Raw genomic sequence first — 23,334 nt, forward strand, 5'->3', positions numbered from 1 at the left:
CGCCGTCAGTCCCGGAACATCCCGGCGAGCACCTCGGCGGTCCGGGCCGGGTTGGTGGCGACGAAGTAGTGGTCCCCGGGCACCATGTGCAGGCTGGCGATCCGGTCGACGGGGATCCGGGCGGTGACCGCGTCCCGGGTGCAGAGCCCGTCGTCGGTGCCGAGCAGCACGTGCACCGACCGGGATCCCACCCCCTGGAAGCCCTCCGGGGCCAGCGCGATGTCCCGGCGGAACCGGGGCAGCAGCAGTCGGGTCACCTCCTCCGGGGTGAGCCCGCTGGTCGGCAGCAGACCGGTGTCGCGCAGCCCGGCGAGCAGGGTCTCGTCGTCGTCGGAGACCAGCGCCGGTCGCTGCGTGCCGGGCAGGACCGGCGGGGCGGAGAGGACCACCGGGGTCGCGCCCAACCCGTCCCCGGCGGCCTCGGCCACCGCGGCGGCCAGCACCGCGCCGAGGCTGTGCCCGAACAGCACCGCCTGGTCCGACAGGTACGGCGTACTCGCCCGCCACCAGGCGCGGGCGGCGTCGGCGATGGTGGCACCGTCGGAGTAGGTCGCCTCGCCGGCCACCACCCGCCAGGAGCCGGGCAGGTGCCGGGCCAGCCGGGTGAACGCTCCGGAGGAGCCACCCGCGTACGGGATGCAGACCAGGGTCCGGCCGGGCCCGTCCCGCAGTACCCGCATCCGGACCGTCACCGGCTCGCCGGCCCGGGCGCGCAACTGGAACCGGGCGAGCTTGCCGGTCGAGGTGGTCGGCAGCGCCTCGACCACCTCGACGACGGCGGGTCGCTTGTGCGGCGGCAGCCCGGCCCGGAACGCGGCCCGGGCCGCCCGGCGCAGCGCGCCCGGGTCGACGCCGGGAGCCGGCACCAGATAGGCGACCGCCTGCTCCAGTCCGGACCCGTCCCGGGCGCCGACCACCGCGCACTGGGCCAGCCCGTCGAGGTCCCGGACCGCCGCCTCGACGTCGAGCGGCGAGACCTTGTAACCGCCGATGTTGATCAGGTCGTCGTGCCGGCAGAGGTATCGCAGCTCCCCGTCCGGGTCCTGCCGGACGATGTCGCCGGTGTAGGCGCCGCCGTCGGCGAAGGTCCGCGCCGCCGACTCGGGCCGGTCCAGGTAGCCGGCGGCCACCGACGGGCCGGCCACGTGCAGCCGGCCCTCCGTCCCGTCCGGCACGACCCGGCCGGCGTCGTCCCGGACGGTCACCGTGGTGCCCGGTACCGGCCGGCCGGTTGAGCCGGGCTGGCTGCCCCGGGTCGCCAGCACGATGTGCAGCACCTCGGTCGCGCCCAGCCCGTTGACCAGCGGCACGCCGAAGGTGCCGGTGAAGTCGGCGCAGAGCGACGCCGGGAGGTGCTCCCCGGCCGAGACGGCCAGCCGCAGCGAACCGAGGTCGGGGATGCCGGTCGGGTCCGTCGGGTCGCCCTGGCCGGCCCGGTCGAGCAGCGCGGCGTAGATCCGGGGTACCGCACAGAGCACGGTCGGGCGGTGCCGGGCGATCGTCGCGGCCAGCCGGTAGACGTCGGGTGGCCCCTGGTTGAGCAGTACCCCGGCTCCGGCGGCGAGCGGGAAGAGCAGCGAGTTGCCGAAGCCGTACCCGAAGGAGAGCTTGGCGGTGGAGAGCACCAGGTCGTCGGGGTGCAGGTCGAGGATCCGGCCGAAGCCGTCCAGCACCCCGGCCACGCCGGCCCCGGTGTGCAGTACCCCCTTCGGCTTGCCGGTGCTGCCCGAGGTGTACTGGATCAGCAGCACCTCGGCGGGCGGATGGCTGACCGGCGGCGGTGAGGGCGGCCCGCCGGGCGCCAGCCAGTGTGCACCTCCCCGGGGCAGTCCGGTCAGGCCGGCCTCATCGGCCCGGGCGGCGCCCGCCTCGTCGGCGTGCAGGAAGCCGGCCCGGCAGTCCCCGGCGATGAAGCCGAGTTCCGCCCCGGTCAGCATCGGGCTCACCGGCACCGCCACGGCGCCCCGCCACCACAGTGCCAGGATCGCCACCGCGGTCGGCAGGTCGTCGTCGGCCACCACCAGGCCCCGGGTGCCGGGGCCGACGCCGGCCTCGGCCAGCCGTGCCGCGTAGCACCGCACCGCGCGGTACAGCTCCGCGTAGCCGAGCCGCTCGCCGGCACCGGTCAGGTAGGCGAGCCGCTCGCCCCGACCGGACGCGAGCGCTCGCCCCACCAGCCGCTCGACGAGGTTGGCGCTCCCCATGATGAGACCTCCAGGATGGCTGCGTTGCCGGACGGTTCGATCGCCACCGCGAGCAGGCTCGTCGGTGCCGGTGCACTGGCGCAGTACGCGACGGCGCAGGCCGCCGCCAGCAGGCCGCCGGCCGCCCCGAAGTCGCCGAGTGCCCGTTCCAGGTGCCAGACCGGGCGGTGCGCCTCCTGCCCGAGCGCCTCGACCAGCTCGGTGTCGACGGTGGAGACGATGGTGCCGACCGGCCCGGCCGGTGCACCGCCGACCGGCGCGTCGTGCTCGGGCGCGCGGCGGGTCGGCGGTGCACCGGCGGGCGGTCCGGCCGTCCTGCCCGATCCCGCGGGGCGGGCGGCGCGGACCAGGGCGCGGCATCCTGCCGCCAGGTCGCTGCGGTCGAGGGTGGTCCGGCGGAACCGTCCCAGCCGGATGCCCGGCTCGTCGTCCGGGCACGGCGACACGGCCAGGCAGGCGGCGCCCTCGGCCGCGACGAAACCGTCGGCGAGGCCGGCGAGGCTCCACCGGCTCACCGTCGCCGAGCCGCCGACCAGGGCCCGGGCCGCCTCGCCGTCGGCGAGCAGCCGGGCCGCCTCGACGAGTGCGGTGAGCCCGGCCGTGCTGCCGCCGGTGGTCGTCTCGTTCGGGCCGTCGAGGCCGAGTCGGATGGAGACGGTCGCGGCCGGTCCGTTGAACGCCGAGGCGGGGCCGAGGATCGGGCTGGTCAGCCCCGGATCCAGGGTGGCGGCCTCGACGCAGACCCGGGCGTACTCGGCCAGCCCGGCGGTCGAGCTGGCCCAGAGTACGGCGGCCGGGCCGGCCTCGACGGGGTCGACCAGCGAGGTGACCTGCCACGGGTCGGGTGGATCGTCGGACGCGGCGGTACCGGCCTCGGCGGCCACGGCGAGCGCGAGCAGGGACTCGGGCGGTACGGCCCGCAGTCCCCGCCCGGCGACGGCGGCCGGGAGTCGGGGCGGGACCGGGGCGTGGGTACGCCAATCGAGCGGGGCGAGGTCGGTCTCCGGGGCGGTGAAGCGGCGTACCGGTGCCGGCGCTACGGCTGCCCCGTCGACCAGTCGGGCCAGTTGCGCCGCGTCGGCCACGCCGGGCAGCCGCAGCCCCAGGCCGCGTACGGCCAGACAGTCGTCAACCGGCGGCACGGTCGTCCTTTCCGAGCAGTACCGTCGAGACGCCGCCGCCGAAGCCGAACGCCTGGCTCAGCACGACCCCGACCGGGGCCCGCCGGCCGGCCGGCTCGACCAGGTCGATGCCGCCGCAGGCCGGGTCGGGTTCGATCAGCGTGACGTTGCCCGGCACCAGGTCGGCGGCGAGCGCCTGCACCGCGACGATCGCCTCCAGCGCGGCGGCGGCTCCCTCGGCGTGCCCGAACTGTCCCTTGATCGAGGAGACCACCGGGCGGCGCCGGCCGGCGAGCGCCTTGGCGACCGCCCGGGCCTCGATGCCGTCACTGGCCTGGGTGCCGGTGCCGTGCGCGCAGACCCAGTCCACGTCGTCGCTGGTCAGCCGGGCCCGGTCGAGGCAGCCGTGGATGGTCGAGACCAGGCCGTTGCCGTCCGGGTGCGGCTGGGTGGGGTTGTGCGCGTCGGCCGCGGCGGCGCAGGCGAGCAGCCGGGCCAGCGGGCGCCCGCCCCGGGCCGCGACCCGGTGGGCCCGTTCCAGGACCAGGACTCCGGCGCCCTCGCCCGGGATGGTGCCGCGCCGGTTGACGTCGAACGGCCGCACGGTGTCGACGGCGAGGGCGCGCAGCGAGGTGAACATGGCGAGGATCTCCAGGGAGAGTTCGGAGACGCCGCCGCAGACCGCGACGTCGACCTCGCCGGCCGCGACCGCCCGGGCGCCGGCCGCGATGGCGCTGTTCCCGGCCGCGCAGCCGGGCGCGAAGAGCACCGTCGGGCCGCTGACCGCGACCGTCTCGCGGAGGGTGTCCAGCAGGGTGTCCGGCCGGGCCCAGGTCCGGCCGGACACGTCGAGCCGGCCGGTCCCGATCCCCCGGTCCAGGATGGGCCGGGTGGCCATCACGGTGCCGGCGAAGACGCCGAGCCGGTGTGTCCGGTCCCGTTCCGGAACTCCGGCGTGCCGGAGCGCCTCCAGCGCGGCCAGCGCGAGGAACCGGGCGGCCAGGGAGTCGTGCCCGGGCACCATCGCGTCGAGGTCGGCGACCGCGCCGGGCGGCACCTCGGCGGCGCACCGGGCCGGGTAGCGGGACATGTCGAACCTGCTCACCGGGCCGGTCAGCACCCGGCGCCCGGTCACCGCCGTCCAGAGCGCGTCGGCGCCGAGGCCGGCGGCGGAGACCGCGCCGACTCCGGAGATCACCACCGCCGGGCGGCCGGCCCGGCTCCGGTCACGGTCCAACGGAGATGCCCCGATCCCGGAGTACGGCGAGGGTGTCGCCGAAGTCCTGGAGTCCGGCCGCCTCCTCGTCGGTCAGCCGTACCCCGAGCTGCCGTTCGATCCGGACGACGAATTCGACCTTCTGCACCGAGTCGATCCCGAGGTCCTCGTAGAAGGCCGCCCCCTCGGTGATCTCGTCCGGGTTGACCTCGAAGATCTCCGCCGCCAGGTCCCGGAGGACGGCGGCCGACACCCTGTCTCGCTCTGCCAAGTCCGGCTCCCTTCCCGATCACCGCTGGCCACGTTTCGTGGAACTTGCGGGTGGGCTCACAGTGAAGTTTTCCAGGAAGGAAACGACGCGGGAATCGCTGGAGATGCGACCAAAGAGCTTGTTCGCACCGACCGAACAGCTCGTTACCGCAACCCGATCAGGTCGGTCCGGAACGGAAAACTCCGTATCGGCACCGGACGATCTTTCACTGTCGGATGATGGTCGGTTCTGCCACAGACATTGTCGTTGATCACTCGTTGATGATCGGATTCACACCGGAGTGGGCAGCAGCGCCACCGGGCCGGCGTCGATATTGATCCGGAACAGCACGTACGGGCGGCGTCGCCGGTCCACCCCGCCGGTGTAGTCGGGCTGTCGGTGCAGCTGGTTGGCGGTGACGTAGAGGTGCCCGTCGACGGCGACGGACATGGTGTCCGGCCAGAGCAGGCGCGGATCACGTACCAGGGTCTCGTACCGGCCGTCCGGGTGCCGGCGCAGTACGGCGTTCTGCTCGTACGCCGTGAGGTAGATCCGGCCGGCGTCGTCGCTCTCCAGTCCGTCGGAGCCGGAGCCCTTGTCGCCCTCGTCGCGGACCGTCGCCGCCACCTCGGCCTCGTCCAGCGACCGGTCGACCAGCGCGTCCACCGAGACGCTGTAGAGCCGGCGGGAGGCGAGCGGGCAGTAGTAGAGGCGGCTGCCGTCGGCCGAGATCGCGATCCCGTCGGCGCCCATCGAGACCGGGCTCGGCGGCCCGTCGGGCGGGCACATCAGGAAGGGACGTCCCTCGACCAGCGGCCGGAACGTCGCCAGCGGTTCGGCCTTGGTGGAGGGGTGGTCGTGCAGCCGTCGCCAGGCCGTACCGCTGGCCAGGTCCACCACGACGATGCCGTTCGGGCCGGAGTTCGACGAGTCGGTGATGAACGCGACCCCGGCCGAGCGGCGGCGCAGGTCGAACCGGACGTCGTTCAGATAGGAGGTGGGCAGCGCGACGTCGGCGGGGAAGACGATGGTCTGGGTGACCAGGTTGGTGTCGAGGTCGACGCAGACCAGTTTCGGGCCGCCGGGGCGGGTCGGCCGGAACTTCGGGCTGCCGGTGTCGAGCACCCAGAGCCGGTCGGTCGGGTCGACGACGACGCTCTGCACCGAGACGAAGGAGCCGGCGTCGTCGTCGCCGGACGGCTGGTTCCAGTCCCGGTCCGGGTAGGGCACGCAGGTCCCGTCGCGCAGTTCGGCGACGGTGGCGTCGACCTGGTCTCCCCAGAGTGGGAAGTTGACGAAGATCCGCCCCTGCCGTGAGACGGTCACCCCGGTCGGCATGGCGCCGGGGAAGGTGTGCACGGTCTCCAGCCGGCCGAACGGCTCGTCGCTGGTCAGTTCGTCGCTCATCCGGCCCCCCGTGGCCCGTCCGCACACCGACCGGTCGAGCCGGCGACCGGCTCGACCACCACGCCACTGTAAGCCGCACACCGCCGCGCAATACCCCAATAGCCAGATTTACCGCAATATCCCGCCGCCGCGCCCGCCGGTATCCGGAGGCACAGTCGGACGTCTATGTAGAAGTCTTTCCAAGAGCGCCTGCGATTGGTTAAATACCTTCAACTTTTCGCCTCGCCTGCGCCGAAGGGCTCCAGATGAAGACCGGATACGCACGTAGCCTGGCCATCCTCGCCGCGGCCGCAATCGCCGCCCCGATCCTGCTCACGGCCACCCCGGCCAGCGCCGCGACGGTGACCGTCGACAACGCCACCGCCGGCCGCTTCACCGCCAGCGCCAACTGGGGTACGTCCACCTGGTCCGCCGACCGACAGGGCCCCGACTACCGGTACGCCACCCCCGACACCACCGCCAGCGACGTGGCCTGGTTCAAGGTCAACGTCCCTGCCGCCGGCAGCTACCTGGTGGAGGTCTTCTACCCGGCCGACTCCGGCTACAACAGCGCCACCCCGTTCATCGTCGCCACCACCAGCGGCAACCAGAGTGTCCCGGTCGACCAGCGGGCCAACGGTGGCCGGTGGGTCAGCCTCGGCACCTTCCCGCTCGCCGCCGGCGACTACAACGCGGTCGGGGTCAGCCGGTGGACCAGCGGCACCGGTTACGTCGTCGCCGACGCCGTCCGGATCACCACCGCCACCGGTGGCGGCACCACCTTCTCGATGCCGCTGCCCCGCACCGCACTGCCGCGCAGCGAGTACGACGACCCGCACCACGACTATCCGGCGATCGACCTGCCCGTGCCGACCGGCACCGCCGCGTACGCCGTCCGGGCCGGCACCGTGGTCCGGATCAACGACACCAGTTGCGGCCAGGGCATCAACCTGACCGGCACCGACGGGGCGATCTACACGTACTGCCACTTCTCCGCCTGGTCGGTGGCCTCCGGTGCCACCGTCACGGCCGGGCAGCGGATCGGCTCGACCGGCAACACCGGCAACTCGACCGGCCCGCACCTGCACTTCGGGATCCGCACCGGCAGCACCCGCCGCTGCCCGCAGAACTTCCTGCTCGCCCTCTACGACGGCGTCACCCCGCCCGCCGCCAGCAGCCTGCCCACCAGCGGTTGCAGCTACTGAGCCGTGCGGAGGGGCCCCTGCTCATCGTCTCCGGTTTGGCAGGGGCCCTCCCCCACACGTTCCTCAGGGCTTTCGGGCGACCAGGATGTCCCGGACGATCGCCTGGTCGACCCGGTGCGCGAACTCCAGGTACGGGCCGTCGGCCAGCACCTCCAGGCCCGCGTCGGCGAGCACCCAGGCCGCCTCGTCCCGGCGGGCCACCTGGGTGTTCCAGGCGACGCCGAGCGCCCCACCGGACCGGAGCAGACCGGCCCAGACCGGCACCGCCTCGGCGAGCAGGGCGAGCGGGCTGCGGGCCAGCCGCTGCCCGGTGCTGCGGCTGCCGTGCTGCACGCCGTACGGGGCGTCCGCCACCAGCAGGTCCTGGGTGCCGGGCCGGAAGAACTCGGCACTGCGGAGCGTGTCCACCTGCACCACGTCCAGCCGCTGGGTCCGGCCCGCCCGGTAGGACTCCTTGTCGGCGGCGAGGTCGACCTGCAACCGTCGGGCCACCACCTGCCGGTTGCGGCGTACCGGCCCCGACTCGGCCCGGTGCTTCAACCGCTTGCGTTTCAACCACGTCTGGATGTACGTCGCGTACGCGTCGAAGTCCGCCCGGTCGTGGTCCACCCCGGCGGCGTCGTAGCCGTACATCAGCGCCTGGTTGAGCGTGGTGCCCCGGCCGCAGAGCGGGTCGAGCACCCGGAACGTCCGCTCCAGCATCTCCGGGGCGAACGCCGAGGAGAGCAGGGTCACGTTGAGCAGCAGCTTGGTGAACTGCTCGTTGGTCTTGCCGGGATATTTCGGGATCGTCAGCAGGTCGTCGTCGAACCGGTCCAGCGGGCGCAGCTCGACCGGCTTGAGCAGCCCGCCGGTGACCTCGAAGAGCACGTAGATCGACGACAGGTTGGCCAGGTAGCCGACGTCGCGTTCGTCGAGCCGGTCCGCGGTGAAGGTGACGTAGCGGGCGCCCCCGAGCACGGTCTCGGTGATGTCGCCGAGCCGGCCGCCGAGCACCGCCCGGTCGAAGACGGCCAACTCGGCCCGGGTGAGCGCCACCGACGCGTCCGCGTAGACACGGTTCGACGACGGGGAAATCAACAACGCGTACTGGGTCATCTGCCCTTCCGGCACCTCGCTCGGCTGCGACCGGTCGATGTTAGTCGCCGGCCCTCCGGACGCTTCCGCCGAGGTCAACCGGGGTGTCGGTACGGCGGCGAATACTTGCGGCAGTTGATGGATGACCGGCGCCGACGCGGCGGGTTAGCCTGCCCCGATGATCTGTGCCGACCGTCGTCGTCCCGGGTCCGCGCCCGGAACCGACCACCCCCGATCCGGCAGGTGACATCGATGAGACTGACCGCGTCGAGAAGGCCGACATTCGCCACCCTCGCTGCGCTGGCCCTGGTGGCCGGGACGCTGAGCCTGGCCGAGCCCGGTCGGGCCGCCGCCGAGCCCGAGGTGGGCAGCGCCCGGCTCGTCCCGCTCCAGGTCACCGGCCCGGCCAGCGAGCGGCTCAACCTGATCCTGCTCGGCGACGGCTACACCGCGGCCGAGCTGCCGAAGTTCCACGCCGACGTGGACCGGCACATGAACGTGCAGTGGAGCATCGAGCCGTACCGCAGCTACCGCAACTACTTCAACGTCTACGTGATCGAGATCGTCTCCGGCGAGTCCGGCATCCGCTGCGACCCGGACGACGACCCGCCGGACCCGGACCGGATCACCCCGCTCGGGCTGCACTACGCCGACGGCTGCACCAACCCGCTCGCCCGGGGCATCACCTTCCAGCAGTACGGCACGCAGGCGCTGAACCGCTATCTCCAGCAGCTCGTCGCGCCGCTCGGGGTCACCGCCAGCAACCGGCAGATCCTGGCGATCGCCAACACCGACACGTACGGCGGGATCGGCGGCACCAACGCCACCACCTCCGGCGGCGCCCCGCAGGGGCCCCTGATCAGCCCGCACGAGCTGGGGCACTCGCTGGGGCAGCTCCAGGACGAGTACCCGTACTCGAACCGGCCCGACCCCGGCGGGCCGTACTGCACGGACGACTGCGCCGAGCCGAACTCGCGGCACCACACCCGGCTCACCGAGCAGCAGATGGTCGACCAGCAGGCGAAGTGGTGGCGCTGGCTCGGCGAGGAGAGCGAGTCCGGCGGCACGATCGGCCGCTACGAGAGCGGCATGTACGCCACCTCCGGCGTCTGGCGGCCGAGCGAGCACTCCATCATGCGCTGGATCGGCTTCCACTACGACCAGGTCAGCCGGGAGATCATGACGCAGCGGATCTCCGGCCGCCGCGACACCAACGCGATGGCGCTCTCCGCCACCCCCACCGACCGGCCGGTCGGCCGCACCGACGTGCTCTGGGTGGAGACCCAGCATCCGGTCTACCACGAGCTGGACGTGCGCTGGACGGTCAACGGCGTGGCCGTGCCGGAGACGCAGAACAGCCGCAACCTCGACCTCGCCGACCTGGGCGTGCGGCCCGGCGACATGGTACGGGTGACGGTCTCGGATCCGACCGGGTTCGTCCGGGACCCGGCGATCCGCAACGGGCCGGCGCTGACCCAGAGCCGGCAGTGGACGGTCGGCGCCGAGCCGAGCCCGCCGTCGGAGGTGGCGGTGGCGTTCACCGCCTCGACCCCGACCGGCGAGCGCGCGGTCGGCGGCCAGGACGTCGTGTACGTCGAGACGACCCACCCGGTCGACCGGGTCCTGGACGTGACCTGGCGGCTGGACGGCAGGGTGCTGCCGAACCCGCACAACAGCCGCAACCTCGACCTGGGGGCGCTGCGGCTGGCCCCGGGCAGCTACCGGCTCACCGCCACGGTCACCGACCCGGCCGCCCCGGACGGTGACTCGGAGACCCGCACCTGGACGGTCGACAACGTCGAGGCGGGCACCACGGCGACGCTCTCCACGCCGGCCGCCACGCTCCCGGGCGAGACCCCGCACCACGTCTACTTCGAGCGCTTCACCATGGGACTGGACCCGACCGACGACCGGCCCGGGTTCACCGTCGGCGAGTTCCGGCTCGACCGGGACGGCTGGTTCAACTACTTCGGCTGGCCGGACGCCCCGGCCGGTACGCCGTTCCTGTTCACCCCGACCGGCACGGTGGTGAAGTCGCTGGTCTACGGCAACCTCGGCTCGGGCGGCCTCTCCAAGGCGGTCTTCGAGGAGACCGAACCGGGTTACGGCACGCACACCGTGGAACACCGGGCGATCGACGCCGCCGGCAACATCGGCTCGGCGGACGAGTTCCGGGCCACCGTGCTGCCGGGTTCCGCGCCGGCCTGCACCCGGACGATCTCCGGCGCCCAGGCCGGCAACCTGACCGTCGCCAGCGGGGTGACCTGCCTGCGGGACGCCCGGGTGGCGGGCCGGATCACGGTACGCCCGGGGGCCTCGCTGGTCGTCTCCGGCGGGACGGTCGCGGGCGGGATCAGCGCCGACCGGGCCGCGGTGGTGCAGTTGCTCGGCACCACTGTCAGCGGATCGGTGCAGGTCAGCGGGACGACCGGGTCGGTGACGAGTGCCGGCAGTACGTTGCGCGGCGCGGTCCGGCTGACCGGCAACGCGGCCGGCGAACACGGGCTGGCGCTGGTCGGCAACCGGATCACCGGGGCGCTCTCCTGCACCGGCAACGGCCGGGTGGCCGACTTCGGGGCCCGCAACGAGATCCGTGGACTGCGGTCGGGTGACTGCGCCCGGCTCTGACCCGACCGGCTGACGCCTGTGTGGTGGGACGGTGCTCCGGCATCGTCCCACCACGGCCGAGCCGGACCGTCAGGGTCGGCGCAGCACGCCGCCGTACTCGTAGAACCGGGTCTCCTCCGCGCCCTTGCCCAGGTAGGGCCGGAGCGCCTCGTCGACCGGCGCCAGCGGCGGCTGGGTCGGGTCCGGGCGCCAGGTCTTCACGTTGACCAGCCCCGGCTCGACCGGCTCGAAGTCGCGGACGAACTCCGCCACCTCGTCGACCATGCGGTTCTTCCAGGTGATGCCCATCTTCTTCACCATCGCGTTGCCGGCGTCCACCCCGGCCTGGTCCGTGCCGGCCAACTGCGAGTAGCCCAGGTAGCTGTCCGGGGCCATCGCCTCGCGCAGCACCGCGAGCAGGTGGCGGATCTTGTCGTCGTCGACGATGGAGTGGGTCACCGAGAAGAGCAGCACCGCGACCGGCCGGGAGAAGTCGATCATCTCGCGGACGTCCTCGTCGGCCAGGATCTTCTCCGGCTCGGTGACGTCGGCGGCGATCACCCGGGTCGTCGCGTCGTCGGCCAGCAGCGCCCGCCCGTGCGCCAGCACGATCGGGTCGACGTCGACGTAGACCACCCGGGCGTCGGGCTGGAACTCCTGCGCCACCTGGTGCACGTTCGCCTGGGTCGGCAGCCCGCTGCCCAGGTCGAGGAACTGCGTGATGCCGAGGTCGCGGGCGAGGAACCGGACGGCCCGGTAGAGGAAGAGCCGGTTCTCCCGGGTCACGTCCAGACTGGCCGGGTACTGCGAGTTGACGAACTGCACGGCCGCCCGGTCCACCGGGAAGTTGTCCTTGCCGCCCAGCGAATAGTCGTACATCCGGGCCGAGGTCGGGACGTCGATCGGGAAGGCGGGGTAGCCTCCGTCGTTTGGCGCGGTCACGAGATCAGCTCCGTACGGATCGAGGGGACGGAACACCAGGGTAGCGGTTCCGTCGACCCTCCCTTTGCGAGTGTCGGCCAGAGTGCGTGTCCCGCTCAGCGACCGCAGCCCACCCGGTGGGACGCCAGCGCGATGTCGTCGAGCCAGAGGTCGAAGTGGTCCGGGGTGGGACCGCCCTGGTAGAGCTGCCAGCCGATCTTCACCGTGTCGGCCTGCGGCAGGACGAAGTCGACCGGGTTGCCGCCGTGCTCGGTGGTGGTGACCGTCATCTCCGGCTGGGCGACGCCGTCGATCCAGACCGCGACCCGGTTGTCGGTTGCGTCCCACTGCCACTCGAAGCACTGCCAGCGGTCCTCGACGGTGGGCGCGGACTCCCGCCAGTTGGTCCAGTCACCGGTGGGGCCGCCGTCGGCACCGACACCCCAGTACGAGCCGCCGAGCGGTGGCGCCCACTGGCCGCCGATCGGGCGTACCACCTCGGCACTGCCCGACCCGGTCGCCTCGACCAGGGTGAAGTGGGCCCAGTCCGGCGCGGTCGGGAAGGCGTCCACCTTCAACCGGATCCGGCCGTAGAAGCTGTTGCCCGGCGCGGCGAAGTCGTCCACCCTGAGGAAGGCCCGGCCGTTGCCCTCGGTGTGCACCCGCAGCACCTTGTCGCGCCGCTGCCGCTCCACCGTCAGGGTGCCGTCCTTGGTGTCGATGCCCCAGGCCAGCGAGGCGGCGCCACCGGTGGGCAGCCGTTCGAAATCCTCGCAGAAGAGCAGCGTACGGGGACCGCAGCCGCCGTGGCCGCCACCGTGCCCGGCCGGGCCGCCGCCGGCCTGCGCGGCGCCGCCGCTGGCCAGCACCGCGGCGGCGGTGAGGAGGATGAGGGGAAACCGTTTCGTCAGCCGGACCATGGCGCAAGAGCATGACAGATATCGATGAATGGCGCCACCCGGTGCGACCGGTTCCGCACCCAACGCATCGACATCGACCATGTTCTTTGATTCACTGGGAGGCCCCGGCCGTGCTCCGGTGCCGCACCGCACCGCGCGTACCCGTACGTGCCCGCACCGGCCGGCGGCACGTGGCGGAGGTGTGTCTCATGAGCAGTGGGTCCGGATCGGACTCGCCCACGGTCGACGTTCCCACCCCGGGGGTGTCCCGGCGTGGAGTGCTGCACCGGACGGCGGTCGCGTCGGCCGGGCTGGCCGTCGGCGCGACCGCCGGGCCGGCGATCGGCGCCGGGCTGGCCGAACCCGCCGGGGCGGCGCCGGCACCCGAACCGGCCCGCGCCGCGACCGTCGAGATCACCCTGCTGGTCAACGGCCGCACCGAGCGGCTGCGGATCGACTCCCGGGTGACCCTGCTCGACGCGCTGCGCGAGCGGCTCGGGCTGACCGGCTCCAAGAAGGGCTGCGACCGGGGCCAGTGCGGCGCCTGCACGGTGCACGTCGACGACCGCCGGGTGCTCGCCTGCCTAACCCTGGCCGCGACCACCGCCGGCCGACGGGTCACCACCGTGGAAGGGCTGGCCGACGGCGACCAACTGCACCCGGTGCAGCAGGCGTTCATCGACTGCGACGCCTTCCAGTGCGGGTTCTGCACCTCGGGGCAGATCATGTCGGCGGTCGCCCTGCTCGACGAGGGGCACACCGGCTCCGACGACGAGATCCGCGAACACATGTCCGGCAACATCTGCCGCTGCGGGGCGTACGAGAACATCGTGGCCGCCGTCCGGACGGCCCGGCGCAGTGGGGTGGACCGATGAAGCCCTTCGACTACACGACCGCGCAGGACGTGTCGCAGGCGCTGGCCGGCGGCGGTGCCGGCACGGCGTACCTGGCCGGCGGGACCACGCTGGTGGACCTGATGAAGCTCGAGGTGATGACCCCGCGCCAGGTGGTGGACATCAACCGGCTGCCGCTGCGCGGCGTCTCCGCCGACCGGGACGGGCTGCACGTCGGCGCGCTGGAACGGATGAGCGACGTCGCCGGGCACCGGCTGGTGACCGCCGGCTACCCGGTGATCGCCCAGGCCCTGCTGCGCAGCGCCTCACCGCAGTTGCGCAACATGGCGAGCATCGGCGGCAACCTGCTGCAACGGGTCCGCTGCGGCTACTTCCGGGACACCAGCACCGGCTGCAACAAGCGCCAGCCCGGCTCCGGCTGCCCGGCCGTCGACGGCGAGAACCGCGGCCACGCGATCCTCGGCACCAGCGACTCCTGCGTCGCCACCCACCCCAGTGACCTGGCGGTGGCCCTGGTCGCGCTGGACGCCCGCGTCCGGCTGGTCGGCCGGGGCGGCACCCGGGACGTCCGGCTCGCCGACTTCTACCTGCTGCCCGGCGACACCCCGGAGCGGGAGCACGACCTGCGTCCGGGCGAACTGGTCACCCGGGTCACCGTGCCGCCGCTGCCCTGGGCCACCCGATCGGCGTACCTGAAGATCCGGGACCGGCAGTCGTACGAGTTCGCCCTCGCCTCGGCGGCGGTGGCGCTGGACCTGCGCGCTGGCGTGGTCCGGGACGTACGGGTGGCGGTCGGCGGGGTCGGCACCCGGCCCTGGCGGTTGCCGGCGGTGGAGGACGCGCTGCGCGGCAAGGCTGCCCGGCCGGAGGTGTTCGAGGCGGCCGCCGCCCTGGCGGTCGAGTCGGCCCGGCCGCTGGCGCACAACCGGTTCAAGACGACGCTGGTCCGGCGCACCATCGTGCGCGCCCTGACGAACCTGGTGGGGTCGAAATGAGCGGCGCTGCACGGACGGTATCGGTCAACCGGGTCGACGGCCGACTCAAGGTCACCGGCGCAGCCCGGTACGCCGCCGACCAGCCGGTCGAACGGCTCGCCCACGGTTACCTGCTGGTCAGCACGATCGCCCGGGGCACCATCCGGGCGATGGACGTGGCCGCCGCCGAGGCCGCCCCGGGGGTACTCGCCGTCTACACCCCGTTCCGCTCGCTGGCGCTGCTCGGCACCGGCACCCCGTTCAGCGTCGGGCACAGTTGGCTGCCGTTGCAGGACACCGAGGTGCACTATCACGGCCAGGCGATCGGGCTGGTGGTGGCGGAGACGTTCGAGCAGGCCCGGGACGCGGCCGCACTGGTCCGGGCCGACTACGACGTACGGCCACCGGCGGTCTCGCTCGTCGACGGCATTCCCGGGGCCACCGACCCCGGCCCGATCACCGGCGAGCCGGCCCGGCTGGAGTTCCTGGCCGACGGGGTCGGTTCGATCGACGAGGCGCTGGCGGCCAGCGAGGTGACCGTCTCCGGCACCTACCAGCAGCCGGGCAAGCACCACAGCGCGATGGAGCCGCACGCCTGCGTCGCCGCCTGGCAGGACGGCGCGCTGACCCTCTACACCGGCACCCAGAGCGCGTCGCTGACCGTCGGCGCGATGGCGGCGGCGCTCGGCGTCGAGGCGGCCAAGGTGCGGGTGGTCAGCCCGCACGTCGGGGGCGGCTTCGGCAACAAGATCGCCACCTGGGCGCATCCGCTGCTCGCCGCGGCTGCCGCGCGTACGCTGGGCCGGCCGGTGAAGGTGGTGCTGACCCGGGAGCAGACCTTCACGGTCAGCGGAAACCGTTCCGCCGTACGCCAGACGGTGAGCCTGGGTGCCCGCCGGGACGGCACGCTGGTCGCGATCAAGCACCAGGTCTGGTCCAGCCAGTCCGCCTCGGGCGGCATCTTCGAGAACTCGGCGCACACCACCTCGCGCTACCTCTACAAGACGGAGAACCTGCACCTCGACCAGAAGATCGTGACGCTGGACGTACCGCCGCCGACCTGGATGCGGGCGCCCGGCCAGGAGTCCGGCTCCTTCGCGCTGGAGACCGCGCTCGACGAACTCGCCGCCGAGCTGCGACTGGATCCGGTCGAGCTGCGGCTGCGCAACAGCGCCACGGTCTTTCCGGGCCGGAACGTGCCGTGGTCCAGCAAGCACCTGGACGAGTGCTACCGGGTCGGCGCGCAGCGGTTCGGCTGGGCCCGGCGCAACCCGACGCCCGGTGCCGTCGTACGCGGCGAGTGGCTGGTCGGGATGGGGGTGGCCACCGCCAACTATCCCGGCGAGCGGTTCCCGGCCTCGGTGCAGGTGCGGTTCCGGCCCGACGGCGACGTCTCGGTCGCCAGCGCCACCGCCGACCTCGGCACCGGAATGTGGACGGTGCTGGCGGTGCTCGGTGCGGAGGCGCTCGGCCTGCCGGTCTCCCGGATCCGCAGCGACCTCGGCGACTCCACCCTGGCCGCCAACATCGGCTCGTTCGGCTCGGCCTCCACCGCGAGTACCGGCCCGGCGGTGGCCGCCGCCGCCGAGGCGGCGAAGACGGCGCTGATCACCCTCGCCGTGACCGACGAGCGGTCGCCGCTGCACGGGGTGCCCGCCGCCGACGTCCGGTACGACCGGGGTGAACTCGTCGCCCCCGACCGGCGGATCGGCTTTCCGGAGCTGCTCCGCGCGGTCGGGTCGGAGGGCGTCGAGGCGACCGGCAGCGCGGGTCCCGGCCCGGAGCACGGGCAGTACGCCTTCACCTCGTTCGGCGCGCACTTCTGCGAGGTACGGGTCAACCGGTTGACCGGTGAGCCCCGGCTGAGCCGGATGACCACGGTGATCGACGGCGGCGCGATCATCAACGCCAAGACCGCCCGCAGCCAGATCATCGGCGGTGTCATCTTCGGCATCGGCCAGGCGCTGCTGGAGGGTGCCGCCGTCGAGCCGGAGACCGGCCGGATCGCCAACGGCAACTTCGCCGACTACCTGCTGCCGGTCAACGCCGACGTACCCCCGATCGACGTGCATTTCCTCGACCATCCGGACCTGCTGTTCAACCCGCTCGGTGCCCGGGGGATCGGCGAGATCGGCACGGTCGGGGTCGCCGCCGCGATCGGCAACGCCGTCTACAACGCCACCGGGCGGCGGATCCGGGAGCTGCCGATCAGCCTGGACAAGCTGCTCGACTGAGCAGGGCACGTCGACCGGACGCGAATCCGGAAGGACGCTGGTTTCGCCAGGGACCCCGCCGGGGTCGGCTCGTCTGCCAGGATGGGCGGATCATGCCCGATCCACCCACGGGGAGGAGACCGGTGACCTGGTCCGAGATGCTCGCCTACTGCCTGGCGAAGCCGGGTGCCTGGCAGGACGAGCCGTGGGAGGGCGACGTGGTGGTGAAGGTCGGGCCGAAGGTCTTCGCCTTCCTCGGCCAGGAGTCGCGGTCCAGCGTCGGGGTCAAGTGCGGCCCGAATCGGGAGGTGGCCGACGAGTGGCTGCACCGGTTTCCGGACGACGCGTCGGTGATGGCCTACATCGGGCGGTCCGGTTGGAACACCCTGCGGCTCGGTGCGGGGATCCCCGACGACGAACTGCGGGAGGCGGTGGACGCCTCCTATTCGGCGGTCGTCGCCAAGCTGCCCAAACGCGACCGCCCGACGGCCTGACCCGCCGCAGCTCGCAGCGGGAGGCCGCCGGGCGGGGTCGCGGCGGGTCAGCGGTCGGGCGGATCGCGGCGGCTCAGCCGCCGGGCGGTCGCAGCAGCTCAGCCGTCGCGCGGTCGCAGCGGCTCAGCCGTTGGCGGGGGCGGGCAGCGCCGGCCCGGGGAACCCGGCGGGCAGCGGTGCGTCGGCCGGTACCGGTTGCTCGGTCTCGGCCCGGCGGCGTTCGCGGACGGCACGGCGTCCGGAGGGCACCAGCAGGGCCGCCACCATGGCGGCCAGGGAGAGCACGGTGAGCATCGCGAAGCCGTGGGTGAAGCCGGCCTCCCGGGGCAGCCCGCTCGGCTGCGGGTTCGCGGTAACGACGCTGCTCATCACCGCCGCGCCGATCGCGCCGCCGATGGTGCGGATGTTGGCGTTCATTCCGGTCGCGGCCCCGGTCTGGCTGGCCGGGACGTTCCGGACCACCAGGTTGGTCATCGAGGAGAAGGCGAGCCCGATGCCGAGGCCGAAGAGGCCGGCGGCGAAGCCGATCTGCCAGCGCGCGTCGTGGGCGACCACCAGGGAGGCGCCGGAGAGGGTACTGAGTGCGGTGCCGGTGGCGAGTTGGGCCCGGGCGCTGAACCTCGGCTCCAGCCGCCCGCTGACCAGCCCGGCCACGAACATGGTGACCAGCATCGGCAGCATCAGCAGGCCGGCGGCGGTGATGCTGGCGCCGAAGCCGTACCCGGCGCTCGTCGGGGCCTGCACGAACTGCGGCAGGAAGGCGTAGATGGCGAACATGGCCGCGCCGTAGAGCAGCGCCACGAGGTTGGTGGTCCAGACGCCGGGGTGGCGCATCATCCGCATGTCGATCAGCGGGTTGGCCGAGCGGCTCTCCAGTACGACCCAGCCGAGCAGGCCGGCGACGGCCAGGACCAGCAGGCCGAGTACCCGACCGGAGCCCCAGCCCCACTCGGGGGCCTTGCTGACCCCGAGCAGGAGCGCGACCAGCCAGCCGGCCAGGAGTACGGTGCCGGGCCAGTTGATCCGTCCGGGGGTGCGCACCGGTGACCGGGGTACGAACAGGTACGCCGCCACCGCGGTCGCCGCGACGACGATCAGCGGAATCCAGAACAGCCAGCGGTAGTCGAGCGCGGCGACGATCGGCCCGGCCGTCACCACGCCGAGCCCGCCGCCCACGGCGATGATCGCCGACATCGCGCCGATGGCCGAGGACATCCGGCTGGCCGGGAACTCGTCCCGGATGATCCCGAACGAGAGCGGGAAGACGGCGCCACCGACGCCCTGCACCACCCGGGCGACCAGCAGTACGCCGATGTTCGGGGCGAGCGCGGCGACCAGCGAGCCGGCGGCGATGGCGGCCAGCGAGACGACCAGCATGCGTTCCTTGCCGACCATGTCCCCGATCCGGCCCAGGATCGGCGTGAAGATCGACGCAGACAGCAGGTACGCGGTCAGCACCCAGGTGACGGTGTTCGGCGAGGTGTGCAGGTCGTGCTGGATCGTCGGTAGTACCGGGCTGATCAGCGACTGCAACATCGCGAAGAAGCCGGCGCCGGCGGCGAGGACGGCGAAGGTCGCCCGCCGGGAGGCGGGGCGGATGAACCGGGTCACGGATGGAACTCCCATGTGTTGGTGCTTCGAGGCCCGATCGGGGATCGGAGGCCGGCCGGGTTCACCGGTCGACGGTCCGCCCGTCGGCTGGGCGTGGGTCCGTGCGCCCTGGGTGCTTCGGCCCGGTGTTGCGCGTCGTCCGGTCGATCGCGCTGCCGGGCCCACCCGAGGTAGGCACTGCCGGGCCAACCCGAGGTAGGCACTGCCGGGCCCACCCGAGGTAGGCGCCGTCGGACCCGCCCGAGGTACGGTATGCGGAGGCACGACTCCGGTATGCGTTCCGGAGGGGTGCCTCCGCATCAACGTAGCGGAGGGATGCCTCCGCTTGCAACCGGGACGGGGTGACGTGTGCCATGACCAGCTCCGGTTCGACGCCCGCGAACCTCGCCGGCCGGCCCAGACGGGCGGATGCGCGGCGAAACCGCCAGGCCCTGGTCTCGGCCGCCCAGGAGGTGTTCGCCGAGCACGGCGCGGCCGGTTCGCTGGAGGAGGTCGCCCGGCGGGCGGGGGTCGGCATCGGCACCCTCTACCGGCACTTCCCCACCCGGCGGGACCTCTTCGAGAGCCTCTATCTCGACGAGGTCGAGGCGCTCGCCCGCACCGCGACCGAGCTGGCCGACCAGCCACCCTGGGAGGCCCTCGCCGGCTGGCTGCGGCGGTTCGTCGGATACACGGTGACGAAACGGGCGCTCGCCGAGGAGCTGTCACACGATTCGGAGTTTTTCCAGAGCTGCCGGATCGAGATCTACGCGGCCGGCGAGCCGCTGCTGGCCCGGGCCCAGGCCGCCGGGGTCGTCCGGGCGGACGTGAGTTTCGACGACACGGTACGGCTGCTCAGCGGGATCACCAAGGTCCAGTACACCGATCCGGGGCAGTTGGAGCGGGTGCTCGGGGTCGCCCTCGACGGCCTGCGCGCCCCCGGCTCCGACCAGCCCGGCAGATAACACTCCGGCTGCGGGATCGGTGGGTGCGGGACCGGCGGGCCGACGGGGGTCGCGCGGGTCAGCGCCGGGCCACGCGACGACGCGGCGGGCGGCGGACGGTCAATGTGTCATCCCTCCGCCCACGTTGAGCACCACCACTCCGGCGACGATGAGGCCGATTCCGGCGATCTTGGTCAGGGTGATCGGCTCGCCGAGGAAGGTGGCGCCGATCGCGACGATCGCCGCCGTACCGAGGCCGGACCAGATGGCATAGGCGACGCCGACCGGCACCTGCCGGACCGCCTGGGAGAGCGCCACGAAGGAGACCAGGTAGCCGACGAGGCAGGCCACCGTCGGCCAGAGCCGGGTGAACCCGTGGGTCGCCTTGAGGGTACTGGTCGCGAAGACCTCGGCACCGATCGCCGCGAACAGGAACAGGTAGGCGAGCATGAGATTCCTCCCGGCCGGTCTTGCCCAAGGTACTAGCCAGGCAGGCGTCGGAGTCGGGTAGCTGGGTCAGGTTGGACTGCGGGTAGAGGTCGCCTCTCGGCTGGCAGCCCTGCTAAGACGGAAGCCGCTGGCCATCGTCTGTTCCATGATCCTCCGCCACATCACCGTTGACCCTGCCGACTCGTACCAACTGGCGACGTTCTGGAGCAGCGCGACTGGATGGCCCATATCGGACGTGGAGGAGCCGGGTGACGACGAGGTGCTCATCGTCGACCGATGGCACCAGTAATTTTCTCGGATCGATAGAGCGCCGTGCCGGGAACGGTCAGCGGGCCAGGCTGTTCAGGTACCGCTCGACGTTGGTGTAACCGTCCGCGCCGTAGTCGTCGCCGTCGGCGGCGTTCGCCGGGTTGAGCCCGGCAGACCGCTCCCAGACGTCCGGCATGCCGTCCCGGTCGCCGTCGGCCGGGACGGTGCCGCCGACTAGCGTCCCGAACCCGCCCACGGCGGCGGGGTCGGTGATGATCGCACCCGTCTGGCGGGTCAGTTCGGCGATCAGCCGACGGTCGACGGCGTCCCGGCGCAGGGCGGCGCCGGCCTGCTCGACGACCGCCGCGTGCGCCGCCGCCGCCGAGGACGTCGGTACGGCCGGGAACGCGAACGGTACCGGCTCCACCACGACGGTGCCGAGGTCTGCCGTGGTCGTGGCCCGGCCGTCCAGGGTGCCGTCCCTGTCCTCGTCGTAGTAGTTGCCGGCCGCGTAGATGTGGAAGTTCAGGTTGCCCCGGGTGAACGGGCCGCCGGAGCCGGTCGACGGGCCCTTGACGAAGTAGTTGCCGATGACGTTGGCGTCGCTGCGACCGGCCGAGTCCCCCTCGATGTACGCGTCGGAACCCCAGTTGTAGACGACGTTGTTGACGAACTGGTTGCGGCCCTTGACCTTGGGGTTCCGGGTCTTGTTGTGTGCGTACAGGTTGCGGTAGAGGGTCACCCCGTCGCTCTGGATCAGTCCGCCGCAGGAGTGCGGGTCGAGCCCTTCGGAAATGATCGAGTTCTGCACGGTGATGTTCGTGCTGCTGTTGATGGAGAAGTTCTCGTCCCGCCCCCAGGACACCGACACGTGGTCGAAGATCTGGTTGCTGCCCTCGTTGATGGTGATGCCGTCGCGGTTCTGGTTCGGCGTCAACCCGTGCCGGAACCGCATGTAGCGGACGATCACGTTGTCCGCGTTGGAGAGCGACACCTGGTATCCCCGGGTCGCGACGCCGTCACCCGGCGCGGTCTGCCCGGCCACGGTGATGTTGCTCTTGATGCTCAGCGGCGAGGCCAGGTCGATGTACCCGCCGACGTCGAACACCACGATCCGGGGGCCCTGGCTGACCGCGTCCCGGAACGAGCCGGCACCGGAGTCGTTGAGGTTCGTCACGTGGTAGACCGCACCACCCCGCCCACCGGTCACGGCGGCGCCGAACCCGACCGCGCCGGGGAAGGCCGGCGCCGCCGCCAGCGTCCCGGGCTGCTCGGCCGGTGCGGCGGCGGGCGGGGCGGCAGTCGACGACACCGGGGTGGCGGCCAGCATCACCGCTGTCCCGTAGCACACGAGCAGGGTGCGGTTGCGGGCTCCTCGCGACACGACACTCTCCCTGACAAACGTCGAAGGGCTTCGATATTGAAAGGTATCAAGCCTTCTTCCGGCAGGTCAACGCCCCGGAACCCGCCGACGTCCGGACAGGGTGCCGGTCGGAACGGTCCCGTCGCCGCGACACCGGTCCGACCCGTCGGTGTTCAGATCCAGACGTCGACCGCGCCCGCCCACCGCTGGTCACAGGCCCGGCCCCATGCGCCCTGGTCACACCCCTCCACCATCATCTGGCGCCAGCCGAGCGCGGCCGGCGCCCGATTCTGCCTCCGCTCGTCCCGGTGCGAAGGCGGACGACAGCAATGGCCCACCCCACCACAGCGCCACGACCGAGGAGCCGCCGCCCGTGCGCGCCACCCAACTGGGAGGCGTACGCTCCGTGGCCTGCCTCCTGCGTCGGCCGAGGTCCGAGTGTGCCGATGACGGGACTCGGTAACTTACCGGGCCGCCTCCCGGAGTTCGCTCAGCCACTCGATGCCGAGGCTCTGGCCGTCGGGGAATTGGTCGTCACGATCCCAGCGCCAGGTAGTGATCATCGCCAGCATGAGGGTCCGGCAATCTCGGAGCAGGTGGTGATCGACGCCCGGGTAGGAATTTCCGACCTCGTCGGGTGCGTGGGCCAGGTCGAACTCGATCGGCCCCCGGCAGCACGTCTCGAAGTCGATGAAGAGCAGGCCGATCGGGGTCGAGAGCAGGTTGCCCGGGTGAGGTTCGCCGTGCAGCAGTTGTTCGGGTCGGCCGCTATCGCCGACCGTTTCGCGCAGGCGGTCCAACGTGCCGGCGAGAAAATTCCGGTCCGCGTCGGCCAGCTTCGGCGTTCGGTCGTGGTCCGCCACGAGCGTCTGGGCCTCGGAAACCCGGTCCGTGAAGTGCGGGGTGGGCAGGTCGACCCGGCGCATTCCGGCGTGCAGACGTTCGAGCGCTCTGGCGTAATCCGCGGGTGGGATCGCTTGAGTAGTCACCGGTTCGTAATAGGTCCACAGAGTGACCACGTAGTCGTCCCAGACGAAGACCTCGGGTGCTTCCAGCGCGGCCACCGGGCTCCCGACCTCGAACAGTCGCTTAGCGATATCCACTTCAAGCTGGGCGCACTGGTGCGCCGCCGGTGCCACCTGTGCCAGCACGTCGCAGGGCTGCAGACGCAGGGTGAGCTTGTTCGAGTTGTGCAGGACTGCGGCGTCGTAGGCGGTCAGGCCGAGCGATGAGGCGATCGACATGGCTGCCTGTGTTGCCCGCCGGGCCGCATGCGCCTGCATCGGAGCACCGTAACTCAGCGCTTTCGGCGCAGCA

General features: G+C 72.4%; 19 protein-coding genes and 1 pseudogene. 8 read left to right on the forward strand and 12 right to left on the reverse strand.

Features of this window, described 5'->3' with window-relative positions; genetic code table 11:
• Window positions 1-5: 5 nt before the first annotated feature.
• The 5 genes from C6361_RS05255 to C6361_RS05275 all read right to left on the reverse strand — a co-directional run bounded on the left by C6361_RS05255 (window position 6) and on the right by C6361_RS05275 (window position 6,198).
• On the reverse strand, window positions 6-2,204 hold the full coding sequence (locus C6361_RS05255) for an AMP-binding protein (RefSeq protein WP_159079188.1): 2,199 nt from the start codon (window positions 2,202-2,204) through the stop codon (window positions 6-8).
• Window positions 2,126-3,346 (reverse strand): beta-ketoacyl synthase N-terminal-like domain-containing protein, encoded by a 1,221-nt coding sequence (locus tag C6361_RS05260; RefSeq protein WP_107266953.1) that lies wholly within the window; start codon window positions 3,344-3,346, stop codon window positions 2,126-2,128. Before C6361_RS05260 ends, C6361_RS05255 begins: the two co-directional genes overlap by 79 nt.
• A complete protein-coding gene (locus C6361_RS05265; protein ID WP_107266954.1) occupies window positions 3,333-4,562 on the reverse strand; it encodes a beta-ketoacyl synthase N-terminal-like domain-containing protein in 1,230 nt (409 codons plus the stop codon). The genes C6361_RS05260 and C6361_RS05265 overlap by 14 nt, the downstream gene beginning before the upstream one ends.
• Window positions 4,552-4,812 (reverse strand): acyl carrier protein, encoded by a 261-nt coding sequence (locus tag C6361_RS05270; RefSeq protein ID WP_107256054.1) that lies wholly within the window; start codon window positions 4,810-4,812, stop codon window positions 4,552-4,554. Before C6361_RS05270 ends, C6361_RS05265 begins: the two co-directional genes overlap by 11 nt.
• A 270-nt stretch (window positions 4,813-5,082) precedes the next feature.
• Entirely contained in the window at window positions 5,083-6,198 is a 1,116-nt protein-coding gene (locus tag C6361_RS05275; protein ID WP_107256055.1) for an L-dopachrome tautomerase-related protein, read from the reverse strand.
• A 338-nt stretch (window positions 6,199-6,536) separates the two neighbouring features.
• On the opposite strand from C6361_RS05275, the pseudogene C6361_RS38035 reads away from it, so the two are divergent.
• Window positions 6,537-6,935 (forward strand): annotated as a pseudogene (locus C6361_RS38035) (hypothetical protein); the annotation flags it as partial.
• Between the two features lie 30 nt (window positions 6,936-6,965).
• A complete protein-coding gene (locus C6361_RS38040) occupies window positions 6,966-7,382 on the forward strand; it encodes a M23 family metallopeptidase (protein WP_234359563.1) in 417 nt (138 codons plus the stop codon).
• A 63-nt stretch (window positions 7,383-7,445) separates the two neighbouring features.
• On the opposite strand, the gene C6361_RS05285 is transcribed toward C6361_RS38040, so the two are convergent.
• Window positions 7,446-8,480 carry a TRM11 family methyltransferase gene (locus C6361_RS05285; RefSeq protein ID WP_107266955.1) on the reverse strand — a complete coding sequence of 345 codons (1,035 nt, stop codon included), beginning with the start codon at window positions 8,478-8,480 and terminating at the stop codon, window positions 7,446-7,448.
• 231 nt (window positions 8,481-8,711) lie between these two features.
• Between C6361_RS05285 and C6361_RS05290 the strand changes: the two genes are divergently transcribed.
• On the forward strand, window positions 8,712-11,087 hold the full coding sequence (locus C6361_RS05290; RefSeq protein WP_107266956.1) for a M64 family metallopeptidase: 2,376 nt from the start codon (window positions 8,712-8,714) through the stop codon (window positions 11,085-11,087).
• Between the two features lie 69 nt (window positions 11,088-11,156).
• Here the strand turns inward: C6361_RS05290 and C6361_RS05295 are convergent, their stop codons facing one another.
• Both C6361_RS05295 and C6361_RS05300 read right to left on the reverse strand, forming a co-directional pair.
• Window positions 11,157-12,008 (reverse strand): SAM-dependent methyltransferase, encoded by an 852-nt coding sequence (locus C6361_RS05295; RefSeq protein ID WP_199853252.1) that lies wholly within the window; start codon window positions 12,006-12,008, stop codon window positions 11,157-11,159.
• A gap of 95 nt (window positions 12,009-12,103) precedes the next feature.
• A complete protein-coding gene (locus C6361_RS05300) occupies window positions 12,104-12,907 on the reverse strand; it encodes a hypothetical protein (protein WP_234359335.1) in 804 nt (267 codons plus the stop codon).
• Between the two features lie 392 nt (window positions 12,908-13,299).
• Between C6361_RS05300 and C6361_RS05305 the strand changes: the two genes are divergently transcribed.
• The 4 genes from C6361_RS05305 to C6361_RS05320 all read left to right on the forward strand — a co-directional run bounded on the left by C6361_RS05305 (window position 13,300) and on the right by C6361_RS05320 (window position 17,421).
• Window positions 13,300-13,761, forward strand: a complete 462-nt coding sequence (locus tag C6361_RS05305; protein ID WP_234359564.1) for a (2Fe-2S)-binding protein — start codon at window positions 13,300-13,302, stop codon at window positions 13,759-13,761.
• Window positions 13,758-14,735 (forward strand): xanthine dehydrogenase family protein subunit M, encoded by a 978-nt coding sequence (locus C6361_RS05310; protein ID WP_107256059.1) that lies wholly within the window; start codon window positions 13,758-13,760, stop codon window positions 14,733-14,735. Before C6361_RS05305 ends, C6361_RS05310 begins: the two co-directional genes overlap by 4 nt.
• Window positions 14,732-16,948: a xanthine dehydrogenase family protein molybdopterin-binding subunit gene (locus C6361_RS05315; RefSeq protein ID WP_107266957.1), complete on the forward strand. Its 2,217-nt coding sequence runs from the start codon at window positions 14,732-14,734 to the stop codon at window positions 16,946-16,948. Before C6361_RS05310 ends, C6361_RS05315 begins: the two co-directional genes overlap by 4 nt.
• A 122-nt stretch (window positions 16,949-17,070) precedes the next feature.
• A complete protein-coding gene (locus tag C6361_RS05320; protein ID WP_107266958.1) occupies window positions 17,071-17,421 on the forward strand; it encodes an MmcQ/YjbR family DNA-binding protein in 351 nt (116 codons plus the stop codon).
• A gap of 123 nt (window positions 17,422-17,544) precedes the next feature.
• Here the strand turns inward: C6361_RS05320 and C6361_RS05325 are convergent, their stop codons facing one another.
• Window positions 17,545-19,032 (reverse strand): MFS transporter, encoded by a 1,488-nt coding sequence (locus C6361_RS05325; RefSeq protein ID WP_234359336.1) that lies wholly within the window; start codon window positions 19,030-19,032, stop codon window positions 17,545-17,547.
• Window positions 19,033-19,385: 353 nt separating this feature from the next.
• On the opposite strand from C6361_RS05325, the gene C6361_RS05330 reads away from it, so the two are divergent.
• Window positions 19,386-19,976, forward strand: a complete 591-nt coding sequence (locus C6361_RS05330) for a TetR/AcrR family transcriptional regulator (RefSeq protein WP_107266960.1) — start codon at window positions 19,386-19,388, stop codon at window positions 19,974-19,976.
• Between the two features lie 99 nt (window positions 19,977-20,075).
• Here the strand turns inward: C6361_RS05330 and C6361_RS05335 are convergent, their stop codons facing one another.
• From C6361_RS05335 to C6361_RS05350, 3 genes are all read right to left on the reverse strand, one after another.
• Window positions 20,076-20,405 carry a multidrug efflux SMR transporter gene (locus tag C6361_RS05335; protein WP_107266961.1) on the reverse strand — a complete coding sequence of 110 codons (330 nt, stop codon included), beginning with the start codon at window positions 20,403-20,405 and terminating at the stop codon, window positions 20,076-20,078.
• 325 nt (window positions 20,406-20,730) lie between these two features.
• On the reverse strand, window positions 20,731-22,038 hold the full coding sequence (locus tag C6361_RS05345; RefSeq protein ID WP_199853253.1) for a polysaccharide lyase family 1 protein: 1,308 nt from the start codon (window positions 22,036-22,038) through the stop codon (window positions 20,731-20,733).
• 443 nt (window positions 22,039-22,481) lie between these two features.
• Window positions 22,482-23,300 carry a phosphotransferase family protein gene (locus tag C6361_RS05350; protein WP_107266962.1) on the reverse strand — a complete coding sequence of 273 codons (819 nt, stop codon included), beginning with the start codon at window positions 23,298-23,300 and terminating at the stop codon, window positions 22,482-22,484.
• Window positions 23,301-23,334 lie beyond the last annotated feature (34 nt).

It is taken from the genome of Plantactinospora sp. BC1, assembly GCF_003030345.1.
Lineage (GTDB): Bacteria > Actinomycetota > Actinomycetes > Mycobacteriales > Micromonosporaceae > Plantactinospora.

Excerpts from the sequence above, each read along its gene's own strand:
- C6361_RS05255 (WP_159079188.1), bottom strand. The coding sequence starts at position 2,204 with ATGGGGAGCGCCAACCTCGTCGAGCGGCTGGTGGGGCGAGCGCTCGCG.
- C6361_RS05275 (WP_107256055.1), bottom strand. The coding sequence starts at position 6,198 with ATGAGCGACGAACTGACCAGCGACGAGCCGTTCGGCCGGCTGGAGACC.
- C6361_RS38040 (WP_234359563.1), top strand. The coding sequence starts at position 6,966 with ATGCCGCTGCCCCGCACCGCACTGCCGCGCAGCGAGTACGACGACCCG.
- C6361_RS05285 (WP_107266955.1), bottom strand. The coding sequence starts at position 8,480 with ATGACCCAGTACGCGTTGTTGATTTCCCCGTCGTCGAACCGTGTCTAC.
- C6361_RS05290 (WP_107266956.1), top strand. The coding sequence starts at position 8,712 with ATGAGACTGACCGCGTCGAGAAGGCCGACATTCGCCACCCTCGCTGCG.
- C6361_RS05300 (WP_234359335.1), bottom strand. The coding sequence starts at position 12,907 with ATGGTCCGGCTGACGAAACGGTTTCCCCTCATCCTCCTCACCGCCGCC.
- C6361_RS05310 (WP_107256059.1), top strand. The coding sequence starts at position 13,758 with ATGAAGCCCTTCGACTACACGACCGCGCAGGACGTGTCGCAGGCGCTG.
- C6361_RS05315 (WP_107266957.1), top strand. The coding sequence starts at position 14,732 with ATGAGCGGCGCTGCACGGACGGTATCGGTCAACCGGGTCGACGGCCGA.
- C6361_RS05330 (WP_107266960.1), top strand. The coding sequence starts at position 19,386 with ATGACCAGCTCCGGTTCGACGCCCGCGAACCTCGCCGGCCGGCCCAGA.
- C6361_RS05335 (WP_107266961.1), bottom strand. The coding sequence starts at position 20,405 with ATGCTCGCCTACCTGTTCCTGTTCGCGGCGATCGGTGCCGAGGTCTTC.
- C6361_RS05350 (WP_107266962.1), bottom strand. The coding sequence starts at position 23,300 with ATGCAGGCGCATGCGGCCCGGCGGGCAACACAGGCAGCCATGTCGATC.